A 20,476-nucleotide genomic window follows, 5' to 3' on the forward strand; every position below is an offset into this window, starting at 1 on the left:
CGGCAAGCCTTGCGCGCCGCCACCAGCGTTCACGGCTGCTCCATCTGGACCCGGTCCCGCCCCGCCTGCTTGGCGGCATAGACCGCAGAGTCGGCTCGCAGCAGCAGCTCATCAGCCCCCTCCCCCGCACGCCAACTGGCGATACCGAAACTGGCGGTGACACTCTCCACCGGCCCGATCGGCGAACTGCGCACACCGTGCCACAGTTCCCGCGCCAGAATCAGCGCTTGCTCGCCGCTGGTATCCGGGCACAGAACCATGAACTCCTCCCCCCCCAGACGACAGAAGACGTCGATGCGCCGCAAGCGCCGGCCGATGCGCTCGCATAACCCGCGCAGCACCTGATCCCCCACACCGTGACCGTACTGATCGTTGATCCGCTTGAAATGGTCGATGTCCAGCATGATCACCGCCATCACGCCACCCCCTCGCTCCAGGCGATGCATCTCGGCCTGTAGCCGCTCCTGGAAATAGCGCCGGTTGTGGATACCGGTCAGGGAGTCGGTGATCGACAATGCCCGCAGCTCCTCCTCGACCCGCTTGAGATCGGAGATATCCGATATATAGCCGTGCCAGAGCACACCGCCGCCCCGCAGGCTTTCCGGGCTCGCTGCGCCGCGCATCCAGCGCCCCCCCCGTTGCGGCAGGCAGACCCGGTACTCCTCGCACCAGGGACTGAGCTGCTGCGCCGAAACCCGGATCGACTCACGCACCCGCTCCACATCCTCAGGATGGATGCGCTCGAATGCCGCCTCGGCATCCTGCTGCAGCAATTGCGGTTCGATCTCGTAGATCTCGCGCAGGCCATCGCTGGCATAGGGAAAACTGGTATGCCCGTCGGCGTCCAGCTTGAACTGATAGATCCCGCCAGGCACATGGGCGCTGAGCCGCTGCAGCAAGCGGTCACGAGCGGCCAGGGCTTCATGCACGCGCTTGCCTTCGGTGATATCGATGCAGATGGCCAGATGGCCGATCCACAACCCCTGGTCGTCGAGCACCGGAGTGGCCAGCATGTTGACTTGCAGATGGCTGCCGTCACGCCGCACCAGGGTCCATTCCCGGGCCTCATGACCGCCGGCCATGCCCTCTTCCACCAGCATCGCCTGGGACACCGGGATGGCTTTGCCGTAACGCTGGGTGAGGCTCTGGGCCCAGCTTTCCAGCTCTTCGGGCAGGTGCAGGCTTTCCAGGGTCAGGTGCCCCACTGCCTCACTGCTGCTGTACCCGAGCATCTGCTCGGCCCCGGCATTGAAAGTGCTGATCACTCCGCGCAGGTCGGTGGCAATGATCGCTACCTGAGTGGCGGCATTGAGCACGCAGCGCAACTGGCTGTGGGTGCCGCGCAACGCCTGCTCGCTGCTGCGCAGTTCCTTGGTGCGCTGCTCCACCAGGGCCAGAGCCCGCTGACGCTGGCTTACCAGAACGTAGAGCAAGGCGCTGAGCAGCAGGCTGAGCATGCCGCCAAGAATCACCAGGCTGCCCAGGGCAGAATGGTTGGCGTGCAGGAAGGCCGCGCTGGGGCGGATGTCCACTTGATAGTCCCGGTCCGCCAGGCGCAACAGGCGGCTGGCGGTCAGGCTGCTGCTGATGGGCGGGTTGTTCGACTCGTAGAGCACCTCGTGCTGGCCCTCGGTGGACAGGTCGAGAATCCGCACCGACAGGTTATCGCTGGCAGGAACCGGGAGGCCGTCCGCCACCAGTTGCCGCAGGCTGATGATCGCCAGAACATAGCCGTAGGGCCGGTCCAGGGGGCCGGAGGCATCCTGCGCGCGCCTGACCGGCGCCGCCAGCAGCACCCCTCGCGCATAGGCCTGGTCCACGGCCACCAGTTGCAAAGGCGGCGAGACCGCCAGGCCATTGAGTTCCCGAGCACGTTCCAGGGTGGCGCGGCGCAGAGGTTGGGCCAGGAGGTCGTAACCCAGGGGCGACCCCAGGGGGCTCTGGGTCTGGCTATAGAGCACCGGTGCGTAGTCATCGTGCTCACCGGCCGGCTCCATCTGGCCCGTGGCATTCAACTGCAAAATGGAAAACCCCGGCAGCCCCTGATCGCGAATCGACTGCTCGAACCCCGGGCGCTGGGCGCGGCTTACCAGAGGCGCCCAGGCATAGGCTTGGGTGCGGCGCAACAAGGGTCTGGCGTAGCCATCGAAATCCTGGCGGGTCACCAGGTCGGAGTAGACAAAGAAGCGCCGCAAGCCGTCCAGGCGTTGTTCCTGGTCTTGAAAGCGTTCTTCGATGCGGCTGTAGCGCTCGCCTGCCAGCAACTGGAAGCGCTGGCGCACCTGCTGTTTGTTCAGGCTATAGGTGGACCAGGCCAAGAGCCCAGTGAGGATGCCGCCCGCAACCAGGACCAGCACCGCCACCATCCAGGCAGACGCCTCTTCACTTATGAAACCCAGGATTTTCGGGCGTACAACATGCAGAGGCATAAACAGAACTCATCACGCCAGCGAGTTTGGGCATCATCCGGACCACGTGTGAGTTATAGCCATTAGCCACTAATTTGACCAGCGCTAAACAGCCCCCGAGGCCTGAAAAAACGGGCCTCGGGGACATATCCGGCCATCAGCGTGCGGTGACTTTCCAGGCACGGTGGATTTTGCCATTGCGGGCGAAATCCGGGTCGATGGTTTTCGCCGTGATCTCCTCGATCTGGTAGCGCTCGGCGAGGTTTTCATCCAGCTGGAACTTGCGGAAGTTGTTGGAGAAATACAGCACGCCCCCCGGCGCCAGGCGCGCCATGGCCAGGTCCAGCAACTGCACCTGGTCACGCTGCACGTCGAATACCCCTTCCATGCGCTTGGAGTTGGAGAAGGTTGGAGGGTCGATGAAGATCAGGTCGAACTCGTCACGGCAGCTGTCCAGCCAAGCCATCACGTCGCCCTGCTCCAGGCGGTTCTTGTCGGAAAAACCGTTGAGCGAGAAATTGCGGCGTGCCCAGTCCAGATAGGTTTTCGACAGGTCGACACTGGTGGTGCTGCGCGCGCCGCCCTTGGCTGCGTGCACACTGGCGGTGGCGGTGTAGCAGAACAGGTTGAGGAAACGCTTGCCCGCCGCCTCCTGCTGAATGCGCATGCGCATCGGCCGGTGATCGAGAAACAGCCCGGTATCCAGGTAGTCGGTAAGGTTCACCAACAGCTTGATCCCGCCTTCACGAACTTCGGTGAACTGGCCCTGGGCACTCTGGCGCTCGTACTGCTTGGTGCCGCTCTGGCGCTCGCGACGCTTGATCACCACCCGGCTCTTGTCGACATTCAACGCCTGGGGAATCGCCGCGAGGGCATCGAACAGACGGGCCTGGGCCTTTTCCGGGTCCACCGATTTGGGCGCCGCGTATTCCTGCACGTGCACCCAATCCTGGTAGAGGTCGATGGCCAGGGAGTATTCGGGCATGTCGGCATCGTAGACACGGTAGCACTCGATGCCCTCGCGCTTGGCCCACTTGCCCAGTTGCTTGAGGTTCTTTTGCAGACGGTTGGCGAACATCTGCCCGCCCTCGCTCAGGCGCGCCTGCTCGACCACGGGAGCAGGAGCCGGGGCCGGCTTGATCGGGTTGCCATTCTTGTTGTACTGGCGCACGGGTGCTTCGTCCGCCGCGGCCTGGGCCTGCTCGCGTTCCACCTGGCGCTGCTCGGCGGTACGGCGCTCGCCAGTGACGAACTGATCCGGCAGGACCTTGATCAGCAGCAGCTTGCAGGGCAAGGCGCCGTTCCAGAACGAGTACTGTTTGTGGCTGCGGATGCCCATGCGCTTGCCCAGGTCCGGGGCGCCGGTGAACACCGCCGCTTCCCAGTTCAAGCAGGCCTGGCGCAGGCGCTCGCCGAGGTTCTGGTAGAGGTACAGCAGGCTGGCTTCGTCACCCAGGCGCTCACCGTAGGGTGGATTGCAGATCACCAGGCCTTTCTGGTTCTGGTCCGGGCGCGGCTCGAAGGTACCCACTTCGCCCTGGTAGATCTTGATCCACTCGCTCAGGCCGGCGCGCTCCACGTTGTTGCGGCCGGGCTGGATCAGGCGCGGGTCGGCTTCGTAGCCGCGGATCCACAGCGGGGGCTTGGCCAGGCCGGCCTGGGCCCGGGCCAGCGCTTCGTCGTGCAGCTTGCGCCACAACGCCGGCACGTGGCCAAGCCAGGCGGTGAAGCCCCATTGTTCACGCTTGAGATTGGGGGCGATGTCGGCAGCGATCATCGCCGCCTCCACCAGGAAGGTACCCACGCCACACATCGGGTCAGCCAGGGCGCCGCCTTCGGCGGCGATGCGCGGCCAGCCGGAACGGATCAGGATCGCCGCCGCCAGGTTTTCCTTGAGCGGCGCAGCGCCTTGCTGCAGGCGGTAGCCGCGCTGGTGCAGGCTGTGGCCGGAGAGGTCCAGGGAGAGGATGGCTTCGCCGCGGTCCAGGCGCAGGTGGATGCGCAGGTCGGGGTTGAGCTTGTCCACCGAAGGGCGCTCGCCGGTCGGAGTGCGCAGCTTGTCGACAATGGCGTCCTTGACCTTCAGGGCGCCGAAGTGGGTATTGTCGATGCCCGAGCCATGGCCGCTGAACTCCACGGCCAGGGTGCCGTCGGCCAGCATGTGGTCCTGCCAGTCGACATCCAGCACGCCGTGGTAGAGGTCCTCGGCGTCCTTCATCGGGAAGCGCTTGAGCACCAGCAGCACCCGGTTGGCCAGGCGCGACCACAGGCACAGGCGATAGGCCGTCTCCATGTCGGCCATGCCGCGCACGGCAGAAGTGTGCTCACGCGCTTGCTCAAGGCCAAGCCCGACGGCTTCCTCGATCAGCAGGCCTTCAAGGCCTTTGGGACAGGTGAGGAAGATTTCGTAACGATCCGACATGGGAATACCAGGGCCTTTAGCAATAAGTGAACGGGCAACGCATCGCTCGCTCGGTTTTCAATCAAGCGCTTTTCTTCAAGAGCGCTCGTGTGGCGCGAAACTGCGCCGCCCCACCCCGGCAGGCTGGCTTTTTTGCAGGGCAAAAGAGCTTAGAGACCGGGACAGATAAAAAGTCAGGGCAACAAAATGACATAAGTCGACCCTTCGTCGAATAGTAGTTGAGTGCAACCGTTCGACATTCTCACTAAAGCATTAACCTCATCATCTAGTGAGAGGCTGATCACAGTGGGCTTTGCGTGACAGGCACGATACAAAACCGCCCCGGCTTATGGCCTGGACAGCATTATCGTTACGTCCTTATGACAAAACGATCATTCACTTGCTGTGACCTATTGGTTAGAACTCAACACAGGTTGGCGCCGCAACGGCGTCAACATAAAGGCTCGCGACGCCGGCAGCGAGCACCAACGGCAGAAGCACTCTGCCCGACCTCAACGAAGGTCGACGGGACATAAAGCAGTCAACAAGTGAGGGAAACACCCTATGAGAAGACTAAAGCGTGATCCGTTGGAAAAAGCGTTTTTACGCGGATATCAGTATGGCGTTAATGGCAAGTCCCGTGAGCTTTGCCCATTTACTCTACCGTCGGTACGCCAAGCCTGGATCAACGGCTGGCGCGAGGGACGCGGCGACAACTGGGACGGTATGACAGGCACTGCGGGCATCCACAGACTCAACGAACTTCGCGCTGTCGGCTGATCAGGGCACATTCCGACACCTAAAACTTGAATAGATGACGACTTAACCACGCACGCCCCATCCGGGCGGCGGGCTTCGGCCCAGGGGCTCCTTCGAGGAGCCCTTTTTTATGCCCGCGTGCTGTCCTTCCCTCTCAGCCCATGGCCGCGATGGCATCCACCGATTCGCGAATCAACGCCGGCCCCTTGTAGATGAAACCCGAATACAGCTGCACCAGGCTAGCGCCCGCAGCGATCTTCTCAGCTGCGTGCTTGCCTTCGGTGATGCCGCCCACGGCGATGATCGGCAAACGGCCGGCCAGTTCAGCAGCCAGTACCTTGACCGTGTGGGTGCTCTTTTCCCGTACCGGTGCGCCAGACAGGCCACCAGCCTCGGCGCCGTGCTCCAGGCCTTCGACGCCCTCACGGCTCAGCGTGGTGTTGGTGGCGATCACTGCATCCATGCCGGTTTCCAGCAGGGCGCGGGCCACTTCCACGGTTTCCTCGTCGCTCATATCAGGGGCGATCTTGATGGCCAACGGTACGCGCTTGCCGTGGATCGCGGTGAGCTCCTGCTGGCGCTGGCTCAAGGCCGACAGCAATTGCTTGAGCGACTCGCCAAATTGCAGGCTGCGCAGGCCCGGGGTATTGGGCGAGCTGACGTTGACCGTGACATAGCTGGCGTGGGCATAGACCTTGTCCAGGCAGATCAGGTAATCATCCACCGCCCGCTCCACCGGGGTGTCGAAGTTCTTGCCGATATTGATCCCCAGCACGCCCTTGTACTGCGAGGCCGCGACCCGTGCCAGCAGGTTGTCGACGCCCAGGTTATTGAAGCCCATGCGGTTGATGATGGCCTCGGCCTGGGGCAGGCGGAAGATCCGCGGTTTGGGGTTTCCCGGTTGCGGGCGCGGGGTGACGGTGCCGATCTCGACAAAACCAAACCCCAATTGGGCGAAGCCGTCGATGGCCGCGCCGTTCTTGTCCAGGCCCGCAGCCAGACCCACCGGGTTCGCAAACTCCAGGCCCATTACCTTGACCGGCATCTGCGCCGGGGCCTTGCACAACAGCCCGTTAAGGCCCAAACGCCCGCCCGCGCCGATCAGGTCCAGGGACAGATCGTGGGAAGTTTCCGGGGAGAGTTTGAACAACAGCTGGCGGGCCAGGGTATACATGGGCGGGATGAACTCGGTTGGCGGCAAAATAGGGCGCTGATTATAGCCGGCCCCGGGGCTTGCAAGCGAGGCGCGAAGTGAAATCCCCTCCTCTGGCCTGGGTCAACGACAGCGATTCCGGGAAAGGCCTGTCATCGACCCGGGCCTTGCAGCGCAACATAGACCCGGTACTGGCCTGCGACGCCCCTCGCCTGGCCAGCGGCAAACGAGTGCGGCGTTGCACGGGATGTGTCCCTGTAAGCCGCTCATACGCAGCATGGCAGCCAACCACAAAGCGCCCCCCCTACTGACTGGAGCCGCCACAGCAACCGCGCAGGTCAATGTCCTTACCTCTGAAACCCAGGTACAACCGCCCTGAATCTCGGACCAGAAAGGCAAATCGCAGGCAAAGAAAAACCCGGCCTAGGCCGGGTTCTTCCAAGCTACAAGGCTAATTACTTAGCTTGAGCTTCTACCGAGGCTTCTACGCGACGGTTAACTGCGCGACCAGCTTCAGTTGCGTTGTCGGCAACTGGGCGGGACTCACCGTAACCAACGGATTGAACGCGGTTAGCGCCAACGCCGTACTGGTTAACCAGGACTTGCTTAACGGCGTTTGCACGACGCTCAGACAGCTTCTGGTTGTAAGCGTCAGGACCGACGGAGTCAGTGTGACCTTCAACAACGGTGGTGGTCTGTGGGTACTGCTTCATGAAGTCAGCGAGGTTCTTGATGTCAGCGTAGCTGTTAGGCTTAACGACCGACTTGTCGAAGTCGAACTTCACGTCCAGCTCAACACGAACCACTTCAGCAACTGGAGCTTCTGGAGCTGGCTCTGGAGCTGGAGCTGGTGCTACTGGAGCTGGAGCAACTTTGCCGCCGCTGCCACCGAAGTTCACACCCAGACCGATGGTAGGAGCGTAGTCCCACTTACCGTTGTCCAGCTTGTAGTCAGCTTCAACGCCAGCACGAGCGAACAGGTTGTCGGTGATGTACCACTTAACACCAGCACCTGCAGTCAGGAAAGTCGACTGGTCGCGACCGCTGTGGCCGTCGGCCTCAACGTTGGTCATGCTCTTGTGAGCAACACCGCCGGAAACGTATGGACGCAGAGCGTCACCCACGGTACCAAAGTGGTACTGAGCGTTCAGGCCGAAGTTGTCGCCTTTGATTTTCTGGTTACCAGTACCGTCGTTGGAACGGGTGTGGTTGGTCTTGTCGTAGGTGGCGTTCAACGACAGATCGTCGGTCAGGAAGTAGCCGATCGATGCGCCTGGGTTGAAGCCGTCTTCAACGTGATTAACGCTGTCGTTGTACTGTTTTTTGTAAAACAGTTCACCCTCGACCGCGCCTTGGCCTTGCGCCAGAACGCCGAACGAAGTCACGGCAACAATAGAACCAATGGCAATGCCCAAGGTGTTTTTCAGTTTCATCCGTTAAATCCCCATCTGGTGATTGTAAAGCAGTCCCACATACCGGGGGACAACTCGGCGGTAAGTCTATCAGAACTCACCTAGACGTAAGAGATATTTGCGCCGAACTAAGTTTCAGCAATACCTGCAAATTTCTCACGCAATTTATCAAGAGCACGTTTGTAACGCATCTTTGTAGCACTCAACCCCATATGCATGATGTCCGCGATCTCTTGAAATTCCAGCTCTGCGACAAATCGTAGCACCAGAATTTCCCGATCAATCGGATTCACATGCACCAACCAGCGGTCAAGTCCGCCCTTTTCCTCAGGTTTCGGCGCCTTCTCTTCAGAGGCCTCCTCGAGGGGGTCAAGACTTAAAGCGTCCATCAACCGACGCTTGCGCCGCTCCTTGCGATACTGCGTGATGCATTCGTTGTACGTGATGCTATATAGCCACGTCTTGAACTTCGATTTACCCTCAAAGTTCTTAAGGCCATACAGCACCTTCAACATCACTTCCTGACAGACATCATCCGCATCCCGATCGTTCCCCAGATAACGTGCACAAACATTAAATAGGGTCCTCTGATAGCGCCGCATCAACTCTTCATAGGCGCGTGTTACGTGAAACAGCTCCGTATGTGAGCGCGCAACCAGCTCCTCATCAGAGAGCTCACGGGGGTCATAGCGCGTGGATAGCGATTGGGTTTTATTCAAAACGAGTCGTGCCGACAGTCAGGTCAATGTCCGCCGCAGCCCGATGACGGGCATTTTGCGGCGGCATACATTAGCAGGGTTTGCCGGGTTAGCGGCTACTTACATGCTGCTCCAGCAGGATCCGATTGGAGAGAGAGACTAGCTCACCCTCCTCGGTCAGCAATGTAGTTTTAACCGTGCCAATCTCTTCGATCTGGCCTTCGACCTCACCAACACGTACTTGTTGCCCAACCTGATACAACTCACGCACATAGATTCCCGCAAGAATCTGCCCGGCAATTTCCCGGCTTCCCAACCCCATGGCCAGCGCAACAGCCAGACCAACGGTAATCAATACAATGACGATCACATGGTTGAGCAGGTCGGTTTTGACCTCCAACTGGCTGATCGCCACGGAAATACTGATGATGATCACCAGCCCCTGGGCAATTCGCCCCAGGCCGCTGGCGTAATCCAGGCCTACGCCTTCTGCGGCGCCGCGCACCAGGCCATTGGCCAGTTGCGCCAGCAAAACCCCCACCAACAGCACCAGCGCAGCACCGAAAACCTTCGGTAAATACAGCGCAAGCATATCGAGCGTAGCCGAAACTCGCTCAAGGCCAAGAGATTCAGCAGCAGAAACCAGAAAAATCAGCAAAACGAACCAATAGACGATCTTGCCGATCAGGGTCGAGATAGGTACCTGCAAACCCGCACGAGACAGCAACTTGGTCAGGCCAGTGCCGCCCATGAGGCGATCCAGGCCCAGCTTGGCCAGCAATTTCGACAGCAGGGTATCGAGCAGCTTGGCCACCACGAAGCCCAGCAACAGCACCACCAACGCACCGAACAGGTTCGGAATGAAGTTCGCCACCTTGGTCCACAAGGCAGTCATCGCCGTGACGAGGCTCTGCGTCCAGAGATCCAGTTCCATATTCAATCAGCCTTATCAGCAGTGCGAGCAGAAGATTTACGACGAGAAACCGGCGCGATATGAGCCGATCCGTTATTCAAGGCGATCATCAGCGCGGGCAGCCAGCGGCCCAGAAGGCTGAACAGATCCCCCGCCCCCACCTGACGGTTGGCGGTTTTCAGTACGCGGCCCAGGCAAGCATCGTCATCGCGGCTCGATGGCGAGGCTTTGAGCATGTCACGCAAAGACTGTTCAAACGGATCGTGCATACGCACCTCTGGTGATGTCTGAAAAAGACGCGATCAGATTTATTCGGGTCACATCAAGCATCATCACACCCAGCGCAAACGACGAAAAAGCCACCATTGCCCCAAGGCCACCGCCACCAATAAAAGGCAGGCGATGATAAAGCCATAAGGGCTGGCCGAGAATGGAATACCGCCAACGTTGATCCCTAAAAGGCCGGTGAGAAAACTCATCGGCAGGAAGATCCCGGTAATGATCCCGAAGCGGTACATGGTGCGATTCATGCGTACGCTCAAACGCCGATCTTCGGCCTCCAACACAAGCCCCACGCGCTCTCGGGTCAATTCCAGCTCTTCCAGGTAACGGGTCAGGCTGTTGTGCAACTCGTTCCAGTAATCACCATCATCCACGGCGAACCAGGGCAGTTTTATCCGGCTCAACTGGGCGAAGATATCCCGCTGCGGAGCCAGGAAGCGCTTGAGCCCGGCTGCCCGCCGACGGATCTGCAAAATGCTGCCGTGCTCGGGGGTATACCGTTCGTCGGCATCCAGTTTTTCTTCCTCGCCATCGACCACTTCCGAGAGGTCGCTGACCAGATTCTGCACCTTGTGGGTCAGGTATTCGGCCATATAAAGGAGGAGTTCGGCAGACGTCTTCGGCCCACGCCCCTCGGCAAGCTGCACCAGCAGCTCATCGGTGGCGCGCAACTGACGCAGGCGCAAGGAAATCACCCGCCGGGCAGAGGCAAAGATCCGCACCGAGACCATGTCTTCCGGCTCGGCCCCCGGGTTCAGGTTGATCCCCCGCAGAAACAGCAGCAACTCCGAGTCCGGGAGCGCCAGCAGGCGTGGACGGGTGTTTTCCTCCAGCAGCAGGTCACAACTGAACTCGCTCAGGCCGCTGGAGCGACGCAACCAGGTCTGGGTCTGCGGATGACTGCGATCCCAATGCAGCCACAGGCTTTCATGGGCCTGCAGCTGCAGATCGTCGAGCTCAGTCCGGGCAATCGAACGCGCACCGCCTTCACCATCCAGCACCAGGGCATGTACCAGTCCCCATTGCGCGTTTTCTTCCTCGAACATCCGCATCCCTTGTCAGGTCGATTGTTTATTCAGGCATTTTCAGCGGGCTTGGCGAAACGATCACGCCATTGTTGTCGGCGTAGACATACTCGCCGGGGCGGAAAGTCACACCGGCAAAGGTCACCGCCACATTGAGGTCACCGATGCCGCGCTTGTCAGTCTTCATCGGGTGGCTGGCCAGGGCCTGGACGCCAAGATCGGTCTGGGCGATGACATCCACATCACGGATGCAACCGTAGATCACCAACCCTTCCCAACCGTTTTTTGCGGCTTTCTCGGCCAGCATGTCGCCCAGCAGGGCGCGGCGCAGCGAGCCGCCACCATCCACCACCAGCACCTTGCCATGCCCCTTGAGCTCCACTTGTTCCTTGACCAGCGAGTTGTCCTCGAAGCACTTGATGGTGACGATTTCACCGCCAAAGGAATCGCGACCACCGAAATTGCTGAACATCGGCTCTACCACCTGCACTAGGTCCGGGTAGGCGTCGCACAGGTCGGGAGTGAGGTAATGGTTCATCGAGAAACTCCTGTAACAGAAAGAACACGATCGAAGGTGTCGGTGATTCCAGAGGCTGCCTTATATAGGTACGCACCGAGACTGCCGATGTTTAACCTGCAAGGCCTGATGAGCGAACCCGCCTGCCCCGTATTTTTGCAGCCAGGCCAGCGGAACGGAAAGCCGACTCAATAACTGAATGTGACCAGAACAGCGCAATGCGTCATATCTTAGCCGCAAGCGCTATCGAGCGAAATGCCCTTGTCAGAGCCTTCGCCTCAAACCGCAGCCACGGGTTCGGCAGCAGAAACCAGCAATGGCGCCTGCTGATCCTTGAGCCAGCGCGCGACCAGCGGCCAGACCTCAGTCTGCGCCGGTTTGCTCACCAGCATCTCGACGTGACCGAAGTTGCCGCTGAATCCCTGCTCGCGCCCCAGGCAGACAAATTGTTTCTGCTCGCTACCCAACTGCTCGAACAACTTGCGACAGGCCCAGGTCGGATCCTGATGATCTCCTGCGGCACTGACTGCCAGTGCCGGCACCGTAACCTGCGCCAGGCCCGCCCACCAATCCTTGTCGGCATCGCCGAAACGACCAAACAATCCATGCCAACGCATGCTCTCCAGGGCCAGCCCGATGGGCTCGTCCTCGGGGCCGCGCTTGAGCCGCGAGCCGGACAACTGAGCAAAGCGCTTGATCACCAGGCGCCCACCCCACTCCACCATCGGGATCTTCAGCGGCCAGTAGGTACGGCTGATCTGGGTACCGAAAAAAGCCGCCGAGGCCACGCCCGCATCGCCCAGGTACTGCCCGCCCAAGGCCGCCGCCAGGGTAGTGCCGCCCAGGGAATGACCGATCCAGTGGGGAACCTGTGCACTTTGCTCACGGACAAAGGCGGCAATTGCCGGCAAATCGTACCGCGCGTAGTCGGCGACACGGTTCTTGCGGTAGTCGGCATTGCGGCGCGACAAGCCGTGACCACGCATTTCAGGGATCCACACATCGAAGCCCGCGCGGGCCAGATAGGCCCCCAGCCCGATGCCCTTGGGCGAATACCAGAAACGTCGATTGGAAAAGCTGCCATGCAGCAGGACCACGGGGATCCCCCGGGCTTCAGGCTCATCGGCCAGCCCCAGGCGGGTGACGGCCAACTCCACGGAAGGGTCGGGACTGTTGCCGGGCTTCAAGCGATAGACATCTTCGCTGAGGTCGCCTCGACGCTCGGCACTGATCAAGGCGACCGGAAATAGGTTGCTGCTGCTTTGCATATTCTTCTTGCACAAAAAAGGGCGGCATCCAGAAGAAGCACGCCCTGCTTGAATCTTCAAGAGCCAGCCAGCCTTGCGACCGACCGGCTCTGCACTCACCGATTACGCCGCGCCCTGACCTTCAGCCAGGAAGAACCAGGTTTCCAGTACCGAGTCCGGGTTCAGCGAAACGCTTTCAATGCCCTGCTCCATCAGCCACTTGGCCAGGTCCGGGTGGTCCGAAGGCCCCTGGCCGCAGATGCCGATGTACTTGCCAGCCTTGTTGCAGGCGGCAATGGCATTGGCCAGCAGCTTCTTGACCGCAGGATTACGCTCGTCGAACAGGTGGGCGATGATCCCCGAGTCACGGTCCAGGCCCAGGGTCAGCTGGGTCAGGTCGTTGGAGCCGATGGAGAAACCATCGAAGTACTCGAGGAACTCGTCAGCCAGAATGGCGTTGGACGGCAGTTCGCACATCATGATCACGCGCAGGCCGTTCTCGCCGCGCTTGAGGCCGTTTTCAGCCAGCAGATCAACCACTTGGCTGGCCTCGCCCAAGGTGCGCACGAACGGCACCATGATTTCGACGTTGGTCAGGCCCATCTCGTTGCGCACGCGCTTCAGGGCGCGGCATTCGAGCTCGAAGCAGTCACGGAAGGATTCGCTGATGTAACGCGAGGCGCCGCGGAAGCCCAGCATCGGGTTCTCTTCTTCCGGCTCGTAGAGCTTGCCACCGATCAGGTTGGCGTATTCGTTGGACTTGAAGTCCGACAGACGCACGATGACCTTCTTCGGTGTGAACGCCGCAGCCAGGGTGCTGATACCTTCAACCAGCTTGTCGACGTAGAAGTCCACAGGATCGTGGTAGCCGGCAATACGCTTGTCGACGCTGTCCTTGATCTCTTGTGGCAGCCCGGCGTAATTCAGCAGTGCCTTGGGGTGCACGCCGATCATGCGGTTGATGATGAACTCCAGGCGGGCCAGGCCCACGCCGGCGTTCGGCAACTGGGCGAAGTCGAAGGCGCGGTCCGGGTTGCCGACGTTCATCATGATCTTGAACGGCAGCTCCGGCATGGCATCCACCGAGTTCTGCTTGACGTCGAAACCCAACTCGCCTTCGAAGATGAAACCGGTGTCGCCTTCAGCGCAGGAAACGGTCACGCCCTGGCCATCTTTCAGCAGTTCGGTGGCGTTGCCGCAACCCACGACCGCCGGAATGCCCAGCTCGCGAGCGATGATTGCTGCGTGGCAGGTCCGGCCGCCGCGGTTGGTGACAATGGCGCTGGCGCGCTTCATCACCGGTTCCCAGTCCGGGTCGGTCATGTCGGAGACCAGCACGTCGCCGGCCTGGACCTTGTCCATCTCGGACACGTCCTTGATGATCCGCACCTTGCCGGCGCCAATGCGCTGGCCGATGGCACGGCCTTCCACCAGCACGGTGCCGGTTTCCTTGAGCAGGTAGCGCTCCATGACATTGGCCTGGGTACGACTCTTAACGGTTTCCGGACGGGCCTGGACGATGTACAGCTTGCCGTCGTCGCCGTCTTTGGCCCACTCGATGTCCATCGGGCACTGGTAGTGCTTCTCGATGATCATCGCCTGCTTGGCCAGCTCGCTGACTTCAGCGTCGGTCAGGCAGAAACGCGCGCGGTCGGCCGCGTCCACGTCCACGGTTTTCACCGAACGACCGGCCTTGGCTTCGTCGCCGTAGATCATCTTGATTGCCTTGCTGCCCAGGTTGCGGCGCAGGATGGCCGGACGACCGGCTTCAAGGGTGTTCTTGTGGACGTAGAATTCGTCCGGGTTGACCGCGCCCTGGACCACGGTTTCACCCAGGCCATAGGCGCCGGTGATGAAGACCACGTCACGGAAGCCCGATTCGGTGTCAAGGGTGAACATCACGCCGGCGGTGCCGGTTTCCGAACGCACCATGCGCTGCACACCAGCAGACAGGGCCACCAGCTTGTGGTCGAACCCCTGGTGCACGCGGTAGGAAATGGCGCGGTCGTTGAAGAGCGAGGCGAACACTTCCTTGGCAGCGCGAATCACATTGTCCACGCCACGGATATTGAGGAAGGTTTCCTGCTGGCCGGCAAAGGAGGCGTCCGGCAAGTCTTCGGCGGTGGCCGAGGAACGCACGGCCACGGCGATGTCGGGATTGCCCGCCGACAGTGCGGCGAAGGCGGCACGGATCTCGGTGTTGAGGCGCTCGGGGAACTCGGCCTCCATGATCCACTGACGGATCTGCGCGCCGGTCTTGGCCAGGGCGTTGACGTCATCGACATCCAGCGCATCGAGCGCCGCATGGATCTGGTCGTTCAGACCACTCAACTCAAGAAAATCACGATAAGCCTGAGCTGTCGTGGCGAAGCCACCAGGGACCGATACGCCCGCACCTGCGAGGTTGCTGATCATCTCGCCCAGGGATGCGTTCTTGCCCCCCACATGCTCAACATCGTGTTTGCCGAGCTTATCGAGGGAAACTACGTACTCTACCAAGGTGATCTCTCCACTAACTGTGTTGGAAAAGCTCAGAAGCCGGCTGCTCCAGGGAGCGTTTGCCCGCTATATGGCCTGGACCTGGAAAATAAGTGAGAATGCGGGCCATTCCCGGCCGACAAATCGCGCCTATCATATCCAAGAATCGTCACTAGCTTAAGGCCCAAGCCGCAAATGAAACGATCTGCTTTCTTTATCTCCGACGGTACCGGCATCACAGCGGAAACCCTCGGCCAGAGCCTGTTGGCGCAGTTCGAAAACGTTACCTTCAGCAAATTCACGCGGCCGTATATCGACAGCATGGAAAAAGCGCGGGCCATGGTACAACAAATCAATATAGCCGCCGAAAAAGACGGCCATCGTCCGATTATCTTCGACACCATCGTCAATCAGGACATTCGTGAGATCCTCGCGACCTCCAATGGTTTCATGATCGACATCTTCTCGACCTTCCTCGCGCCCCTGGAACAGGAGCTGAGCGAACATTCCTCCTACTCCGTCGGCAAATCCCACTCCATTGGCCACAACTCCAACTACATGGAGCGGATCGAGGCGGTGAACTTCGCCCTGGACAACGACGACGGCGCCCGCACCCACTACTACGACAAGGCCGACCTGATCCTGGTGGGCGTGTCGCGTTGCGGCAAGACCCCGACCTGCCTGTACATGGCCATGCAATTCGGCATCCGCGCGGCCAACTACCCGCTGACCGAGGAAGACATGGAGCGCCTGCAGTTGCCCAATGCCCTGCGCGCCCACAAGCACAAGCTGTTCGGCCTGACCATCGACCCCGACCGCCTCACCGCGATCCGCAACGAGCGCAAGCCCAACAGCCGCTATTCCAGCTACGCCCAGTGCGAATTCGAAGTGCGCGAAGTGGAAAACCTGTTCCGCCGCGAAAACATCCCCCACATCAATTCCACCCATTTCTCGGTGGAAGAGATCTCGGCCAAGATCCTCGTGGAAAAAGGCGTGGAACGGCGCTTCAAGTAACCTCTGCGCGACCGACGGCGAGGCCCGCACTGCCCCTCGCCTGCCGCCCTACCAGCGGGACAGCCCGCTCTCCTGCTTCAAGGCCGCGGCCAACGCTGTAAAGCCGTCCTGCAGCCGACGATCATCCGCGGAGGTATTGCAGACACTGGCCCGGACGAATTGCGGCACCGCCGCCTGGCCCACGGCAAAGGCTTCGGCAGTGGCCACCAGGTATCCCTGATGCTTGAGATCCACCTCGATTTCAGAGGCACGCCACGGCTCCGGAACCCTGATCCAGAAATGCGGGCAACCCTCCGGACTGCGCCACTCCAGCCCCTGCAACACCTCCGTGACCAGCTCCTTGCGCCGAGCGATTTCGGCCATCTGCTGCTGACGCAGGCGCTCGGCAACTTCCGTGTCGATCCAGCCCGCTACCAGCTCCAGCGGCAAAGGCGTGGCCATCCAGCAGGTGGCGCGTACCGCTGCGGCCAAACGTCCCACCAGGGGCGACGGCGCATGCAGGAAACCGACCCGCAGCCCTGACGCCACGGCCTTGCTCAGGCTGCTGATCAGCACCGTGCGCTCCGCTGCGAAATGGGCCAGGGGCGCCGGGCGCCGCTCCATCAGCACGGCGTGGGTTTCATCCTCCAGAATCAACAGGTTATGCCGGCGACAGAGCTCCGCCACGGCCTCGCGCCGCGCAGCGGACTGCACCGCAGCCGTGGGGTTTTGCAGGGTCGGGGTGCAATACAGCGCTGAAATGCGGTGCTGCCGGCACGCTTCGTCCAAGGCCTCCGGCAACAGCCCCTGTGCGTCCATCGGCAACCCCAGGAGCTTGATGCCCAACATTCGCGCCGTGCTGATCAGGCCCGGATAGGTCAGGTGTTCAGTGGCCAGGGTATCGCCGGGCTTGAGCAGTGCCAGCAAGGCGACATGCAAGCCGTGCTGGGCGCCGTTGACGCAAATCACCTGCTCGGGATCCGCCTGCAAGCCATCCTGGGTCAGCCAGCGCGCACCCGCGGCGCGATACCGCGCCAGACCGGCCTCGGCGCTGTAACGGGCGATTTGCTGCAGTCCCAAAGGATCTTCTGCCAATGCCCGCAAGCCCTGAGCGATGAAATGGTTTTCCTGGCCGGGAATATGGGTGTTGCGGCTCATGTCGAACAGCGCCTCAGGCTCCTCGGCGACGTTGCGAAAGCCGCTGTCGCGCTGGCGCTGCAAACCGTCCTGGCGCACATAAGTACCATCGCCGACCCGTGCCACCACCTGTCCCAGGCGTTCCAGCTCGGCGTACGCGCGGCTGATGGTGCCAATGGTCACGCCCAGCTTGTCCGCCAACAGGCGATGGGGCGGCAGTTTGCTACCGGGGGCCAGAGAACCGTCGGCAATGGCCTGTTCCAGGGTCTCGGCCAGTCGCTTGTACTTGGCGCCTCCACCTTCCTGCAGTGCGGAACGCATCATTGACACCGTGTCAATACTTACTTTGACAGCCATCATTTTCACCAATAGCGTTGCTCAAGGGCTCAATTGCCGCAAATGACTCGCCCAATATAGAGGTCAATTGCTCATCACGAAAGGAAGGCCAGCGTGAATACCAGCACCGTCATATCCGACACCCGGGCCCTGCCCCGCCCCTGGCTTGCCACCCTGGTGACCTGCACCCTGTTCCTGGTTGTCTGCCTGAGTTGGGGCACCACCTGGCTGGGTATCAAGATTGCCGTGCAAAGCGTGCCGCCACTGACCGCCGCCGGCCTGCGCTTTCTGATTGCCTTTCCGCTGTTCGCCTGTTTTGCCTGGCTGCGCCGCGAGCCGCTGATGTTTCCCAAGGGCAGCCGGGGGTTCCTGGCATTCGTCACCCTGTGCTACTTCAGCCTGCCCTACACCCTGCTCAACTACGGCGAGGTGCACGTTTCCTCCGGCCTGACCGCGCTGCTGTTCAGCTGCATGCCGGTGTTCATCCTGATTTTTTCCGCCCTGCTGCTGAGGGAGAAGATTCACCTGGCGCAACTGCTCGGCATCGCCATCGGCTTTGCCAGCCTGTTCCAGATCATTCGCGGCCAGGGCCTGCTCAGCGACCACAATGAACTCTCGGGAGTACTGGCCATTCTCGGTGCGGCACTGCTGCATGCGCTGTGTTACGTGGTCACCAAGAAACACGGCAGCGCCATCAGCGTCATCACCTACAACACCTTGCCGATCGGCATCGCCGGCCTACTGCTGTGCCTGGCGGGGTTGGGGATCGAGCACCCGGACTTTTCCGCCATCAGCCCGCGTTCCTGGGGCGCCCTGCTGTATCTGGGGCTGGCGGCTTCGGTGGGTGGGTTCATTGTCTATTTTTTCCTGCTGAAACGACTGAACCCGGTGATCCTGTCCTTCGTGTTCATCATTTTTCCGGTGTTCGCGGTGATCATCGGCGCCTGGTACGAAGGCCAGAGCCTGTCCCGGGACCTGCTGCTGTATTCCTCGACCTTGCTCGGCGGTTTCGCCATCACCAAACTGCCCCTGGACAAATGGCTGTCCAGAAAGCCCGCGCGACGCTAAAGCGACTCCGTAGGAGCGAGCTTGCTCGCGAAGCTTCAAGGACACCGCGTCCGCCCAGCGAGCCCGCGACATCATTGACGTTCATCGCGAGCAAGCTCGCTCCTACAAGGGTGGTTTCAGATCACCAGCAGGTCGACGAACCGGTGCACCGGCGTCGCCTCAAGCCGCGCCTGATCCTTGCACAGCTGGAAAATCTGCGTCGAACGCTGGGCCGTGAAGCGCGTGGCCAGGTTGGCCTTGAACTTGTCTTCCAGCAGCGGGATGCCTTCGGCGCGGCGGCGCCGGTGGCCGATGGGGTATTCCACCGCGACCTGCTCGGTGCTGGAGCCGTCCTTGAAGAACACCTGGATCGCATTGGCAATGGAGCGCTTGTCGGCTTCCAGGTATTCACGGGTGTAGCGAGGCTCTTCGACGATGTGCATCTTCTCGCGCAACTGATCGATGATCGGGTGCGCGGCATGGAAATCGTCCTCGTAATGCTCGGCCGACAGGGTGCCGAAGGCCAGGGGCACGGCGGTCATGTATTGCAGGCAGTGGTCGCGGTCGGCGGCATTGGCCAGCGGCCCGACCTTGGAAATGATGCGGATCGCCGACTCATGGGTGGTGATGACGATGCGATCGATTTCGTGCAGACGGTTGCGCACCAGAGGATGCAAGGTCACCGCCGCTTCGCAGGCCGTTTGCGCATGGAATTCTGCCGGGAAACTGATCTTGAACAGCACGTTTTCCATCACGTAGCTGGCGTATTTCTGCGTCAGGCGCAACTGCCGCTGGCCTTCGGGTTTGAGCGCCAGGTCCTTGTTGGTATGGCTGAACAGCACGTCATAGAAGCCCCACTGCGGCGCCGTCAGGACGCCGGGAATGCCCATCTCGCCACGCAGGGCGATATCCGCCAGGCGCACTCCACGGCTGGAGGCATCCCCCGCCGCCCAGGATTTGCGCGAACCGGCATTGGGTGCGTGGCGATAGGTGCGCAGCGCCTGGCCATCGACAAAGGCCTGGGACAGTGCCGCCAGCAACTGCTCGCGATTGGCCCCCATCAGCTTGGCGCACACCGCAGTGGAAGCCACTTTTACCAGCAGCACATGATCGAGTCCGACCCGGTTGAAGGAGTTTTCCAGGGCGATCACGCCTTGAATCTCATGGGCCATGATCATGGCCTTGAGCACGTCACCCATGGTCAGCGGCGCTTCGCCATTGGCCACGCGCTTTTGTGACAGGTGATCGGCCACCGCGAGAATTCCCCCGAGGTTGTCCGAGGGGTGGCCCCATTCGGCCGCGAGCCAGGTGTCGTTGTAGTCCAGCCAGCGCACGATGCAGCCGATGTCCCAGGCCGCCTTCACCGGGTCGAGGCGATAGCTGGTGCCGGGCACCCGAGCACCGAAAGGCACCACGGTGCCTTCGACGATCGGCCCCAGGTGCTTGGTGCATTCGGGAAAACGCAGGGCCAGCAGGCCGCAGCCCAGGGTGTCCATCAGGCAATTGCGTGCGGTGTCGAGGGCTTCTCGGGAGTCGATGGAATAATCCAGGACGTAATCGGCAATGTCCTGCAGGACCTGGTCGTAATCGGGACGGTTGTTCAGGTCAACGTTGCTGCTCATGAGCGCTTCACTCCAGTACAGGATGGTAGGTGGGGTCGATTCCTCAGT

General features: G+C 61.1%; 16 protein-coding genes. 3 read left to right on the top strand and 13 right to left on the bottom strand.

Translation table 11 applies throughout. From position 1 onward, the window contains the following. Positions 1–29: 29 nt before the first annotated feature. Together KCG88_RS25355 and rlmKL are read right to left on the bottom strand one after the other, a co-directional pair. A complete protein-coding gene (locus KCG88_RS25355; protein WP_210713361.1) occupies positions 30–2,429 on the bottom strand; it encodes a diguanylate cyclase in 2,400 nt (799 codons plus the stop codon). A gap of 136 nt (positions 2,430–2,565) precedes the next feature. Then, positions 2,566–4,830, bottom strand: a complete 2,265-nt coding sequence (gene rlmKL / locus KCG88_RS25360) for a bifunctional 23S rRNA (guanine(2069)-N(7))-methyltransferase RlmK/23S rRNA (guanine(2445)-N(2))-methyltransferase RlmL (protein ID WP_210713362.1) — start codon at positions 4,828–4,830, stop codon at positions 2,566–2,568. 543 nt (positions 4,831–5,373) lie between these two features. On the opposite strand from rlmKL, the gene KCG88_RS25365 reads away from it, so the two are divergent. Then, positions 5,374–5,589 (top strand): ribosome modulation factor, encoded by a 216-nt coding sequence (locus KCG88_RS25365; RefSeq protein ID WP_015634760.1) that lies wholly within the window; start codon positions 5,374–5,376, stop codon positions 5,587–5,589. 133 nt (positions 5,590–5,722) lie between these two features. Here the strand turns inward: KCG88_RS25365 and KCG88_RS25370 are convergent, their stop codons facing one another. The 9 genes from KCG88_RS25370 to ppsA form a co-directional block, all read right to left on the bottom strand. Then, on the bottom strand, positions 5,723–6,742 hold the full coding sequence (locus tag KCG88_RS25370; RefSeq protein WP_047336189.1) for a quinone-dependent dihydroorotate dehydrogenase: 1,020 nt from the start codon (positions 6,740–6,742) through the stop codon (positions 5,723–5,725). Positions 6,743–7,176: 434 nt separating this feature from the next. Then, complete coding sequence (locus KCG88_RS25375) at positions 7,177–8,154, bottom strand: OmpA family protein (RefSeq protein ID WP_011060196.1); 978 nt, start codon at positions 8,152–8,154, stop codon at positions 7,177–7,179. Between the two features lie 107 nt (positions 8,155–8,261). After that, positions 8,262–8,852, bottom strand: a complete 591-nt coding sequence (gene sigX / locus KCG88_RS25380) for an RNA polymerase sigma factor SigX (protein ID WP_011060195.1) — start codon at positions 8,850–8,852, stop codon at positions 8,262–8,264. 88 nt (positions 8,853–8,940) lie between these two features. Continuing rightward, positions 8,941–9,765 (bottom strand): mechanosensitive ion channel domain-containing protein, encoded by an 825-nt coding sequence (locus KCG88_RS25385; RefSeq protein WP_016964357.1) that lies wholly within the window; start codon positions 9,763–9,765, stop codon positions 8,941–8,943. A 2-nt stretch (positions 9,766–9,767) separates the two neighbouring features. Then, positions 9,768–10,013, bottom strand: a complete 246-nt coding sequence (locus KCG88_RS25390) for a hypothetical protein (RefSeq protein ID WP_011060193.1) — start codon at positions 10,011–10,013, stop codon at positions 9,768–9,770. A 63-nt stretch (positions 10,014–10,076) separates the two neighbouring features. Further along, complete coding sequence (locus KCG88_RS25395; RefSeq protein ID WP_210713363.1) at positions 10,077–11,072, bottom strand: zinc transporter ZntB; 996 nt, start codon at positions 11,070–11,072, stop codon at positions 10,077–10,079. Positions 11,073–11,097: 25 nt separating this feature from the next. Beyond that, the gene (rraA, locus tag KCG88_RS25400) at positions 11,098–11,589 is read right to left on the bottom strand and encodes a ribonuclease E activity regulator RraA (RefSeq protein WP_009042919.1); all 492 of its coding nucleotides are present in this window, start codon (positions 11,587–11,589) and stop codon (positions 11,098–11,100) included. A gap of 257 nt (positions 11,590–11,846) precedes the next feature. Next, positions 11,847–12,836, bottom strand: coding sequence for an alpha/beta fold hydrolase (locus tag KCG88_RS25405; protein WP_210713364.1), 990 nt, complete (start codon positions 12,834–12,836; stop codon positions 11,847–11,849). A 102-nt stretch (positions 12,837–12,938) separates the two neighbouring features. Further along, positions 12,939–15,314, bottom strand: a complete 2,376-nt coding sequence (gene ppsA, locus KCG88_RS25410; RefSeq protein WP_047284862.1) for a phosphoenolpyruvate synthase — start codon at positions 15,312–15,314, stop codon at positions 12,939–12,941. 174 nt (positions 15,315–15,488) lie between these two features. On the opposite strand from ppsA, the gene KCG88_RS25415 reads away from it, so the two are divergent. Next, complete coding sequence (locus tag KCG88_RS25415; RefSeq protein WP_011060188.1) at positions 15,489–16,307, top strand: pyruvate, water dikinase regulatory protein; 819 nt, start codon at positions 15,489–15,491, stop codon at positions 16,305–16,307. 48 nt (positions 16,308–16,355) lie between these two features. Here KCG88_RS25415 and KCG88_RS25420 read toward each other — a convergent pair whose 3' ends face one another. Beyond that, the gene (locus KCG88_RS25420) at positions 16,356–17,780 is read right to left on the bottom strand and encodes a PLP-dependent aminotransferase family protein (RefSeq protein WP_210713365.1); all 1,425 of its coding nucleotides are present in this window, start codon (positions 17,778–17,780) and stop codon (positions 16,356–16,358) included. A 93-nt stretch (positions 17,781–17,873) separates the two neighbouring features. Between KCG88_RS25420 and KCG88_RS25425 the strand changes: the two genes are divergently transcribed. Beyond that, positions 17,874–18,827 (top strand): DMT family transporter, encoded by a 954-nt coding sequence (locus tag KCG88_RS25425; RefSeq protein ID WP_210713366.1) that lies wholly within the window; start codon positions 17,874–17,876, stop codon positions 18,825–18,827. Between the two features lie 116 nt (positions 18,828–18,943). Here KCG88_RS25425 and prpD read toward each other — a convergent pair whose 3' ends face one another. After that, entirely contained in the window at positions 18,944–20,428 is a 1,485-nt protein-coding gene (prpD, locus tag KCG88_RS25430; protein ID WP_210713367.1) for a 2-methylcitrate dehydratase, read from the bottom strand. Between the last annotated feature and the right edge of the window lie 48 nt (positions 20,429–20,476).

It is taken from the genome of Pseudomonas sp. MWU349, assembly GCF_017947325.1.
GTDB classification, from domain to species: domain Bacteria; phylum Pseudomonadota; class Gammaproteobacteria; order Pseudomonadales; family Pseudomonadaceae; genus Aquipseudomonas; species Aquipseudomonas protegens.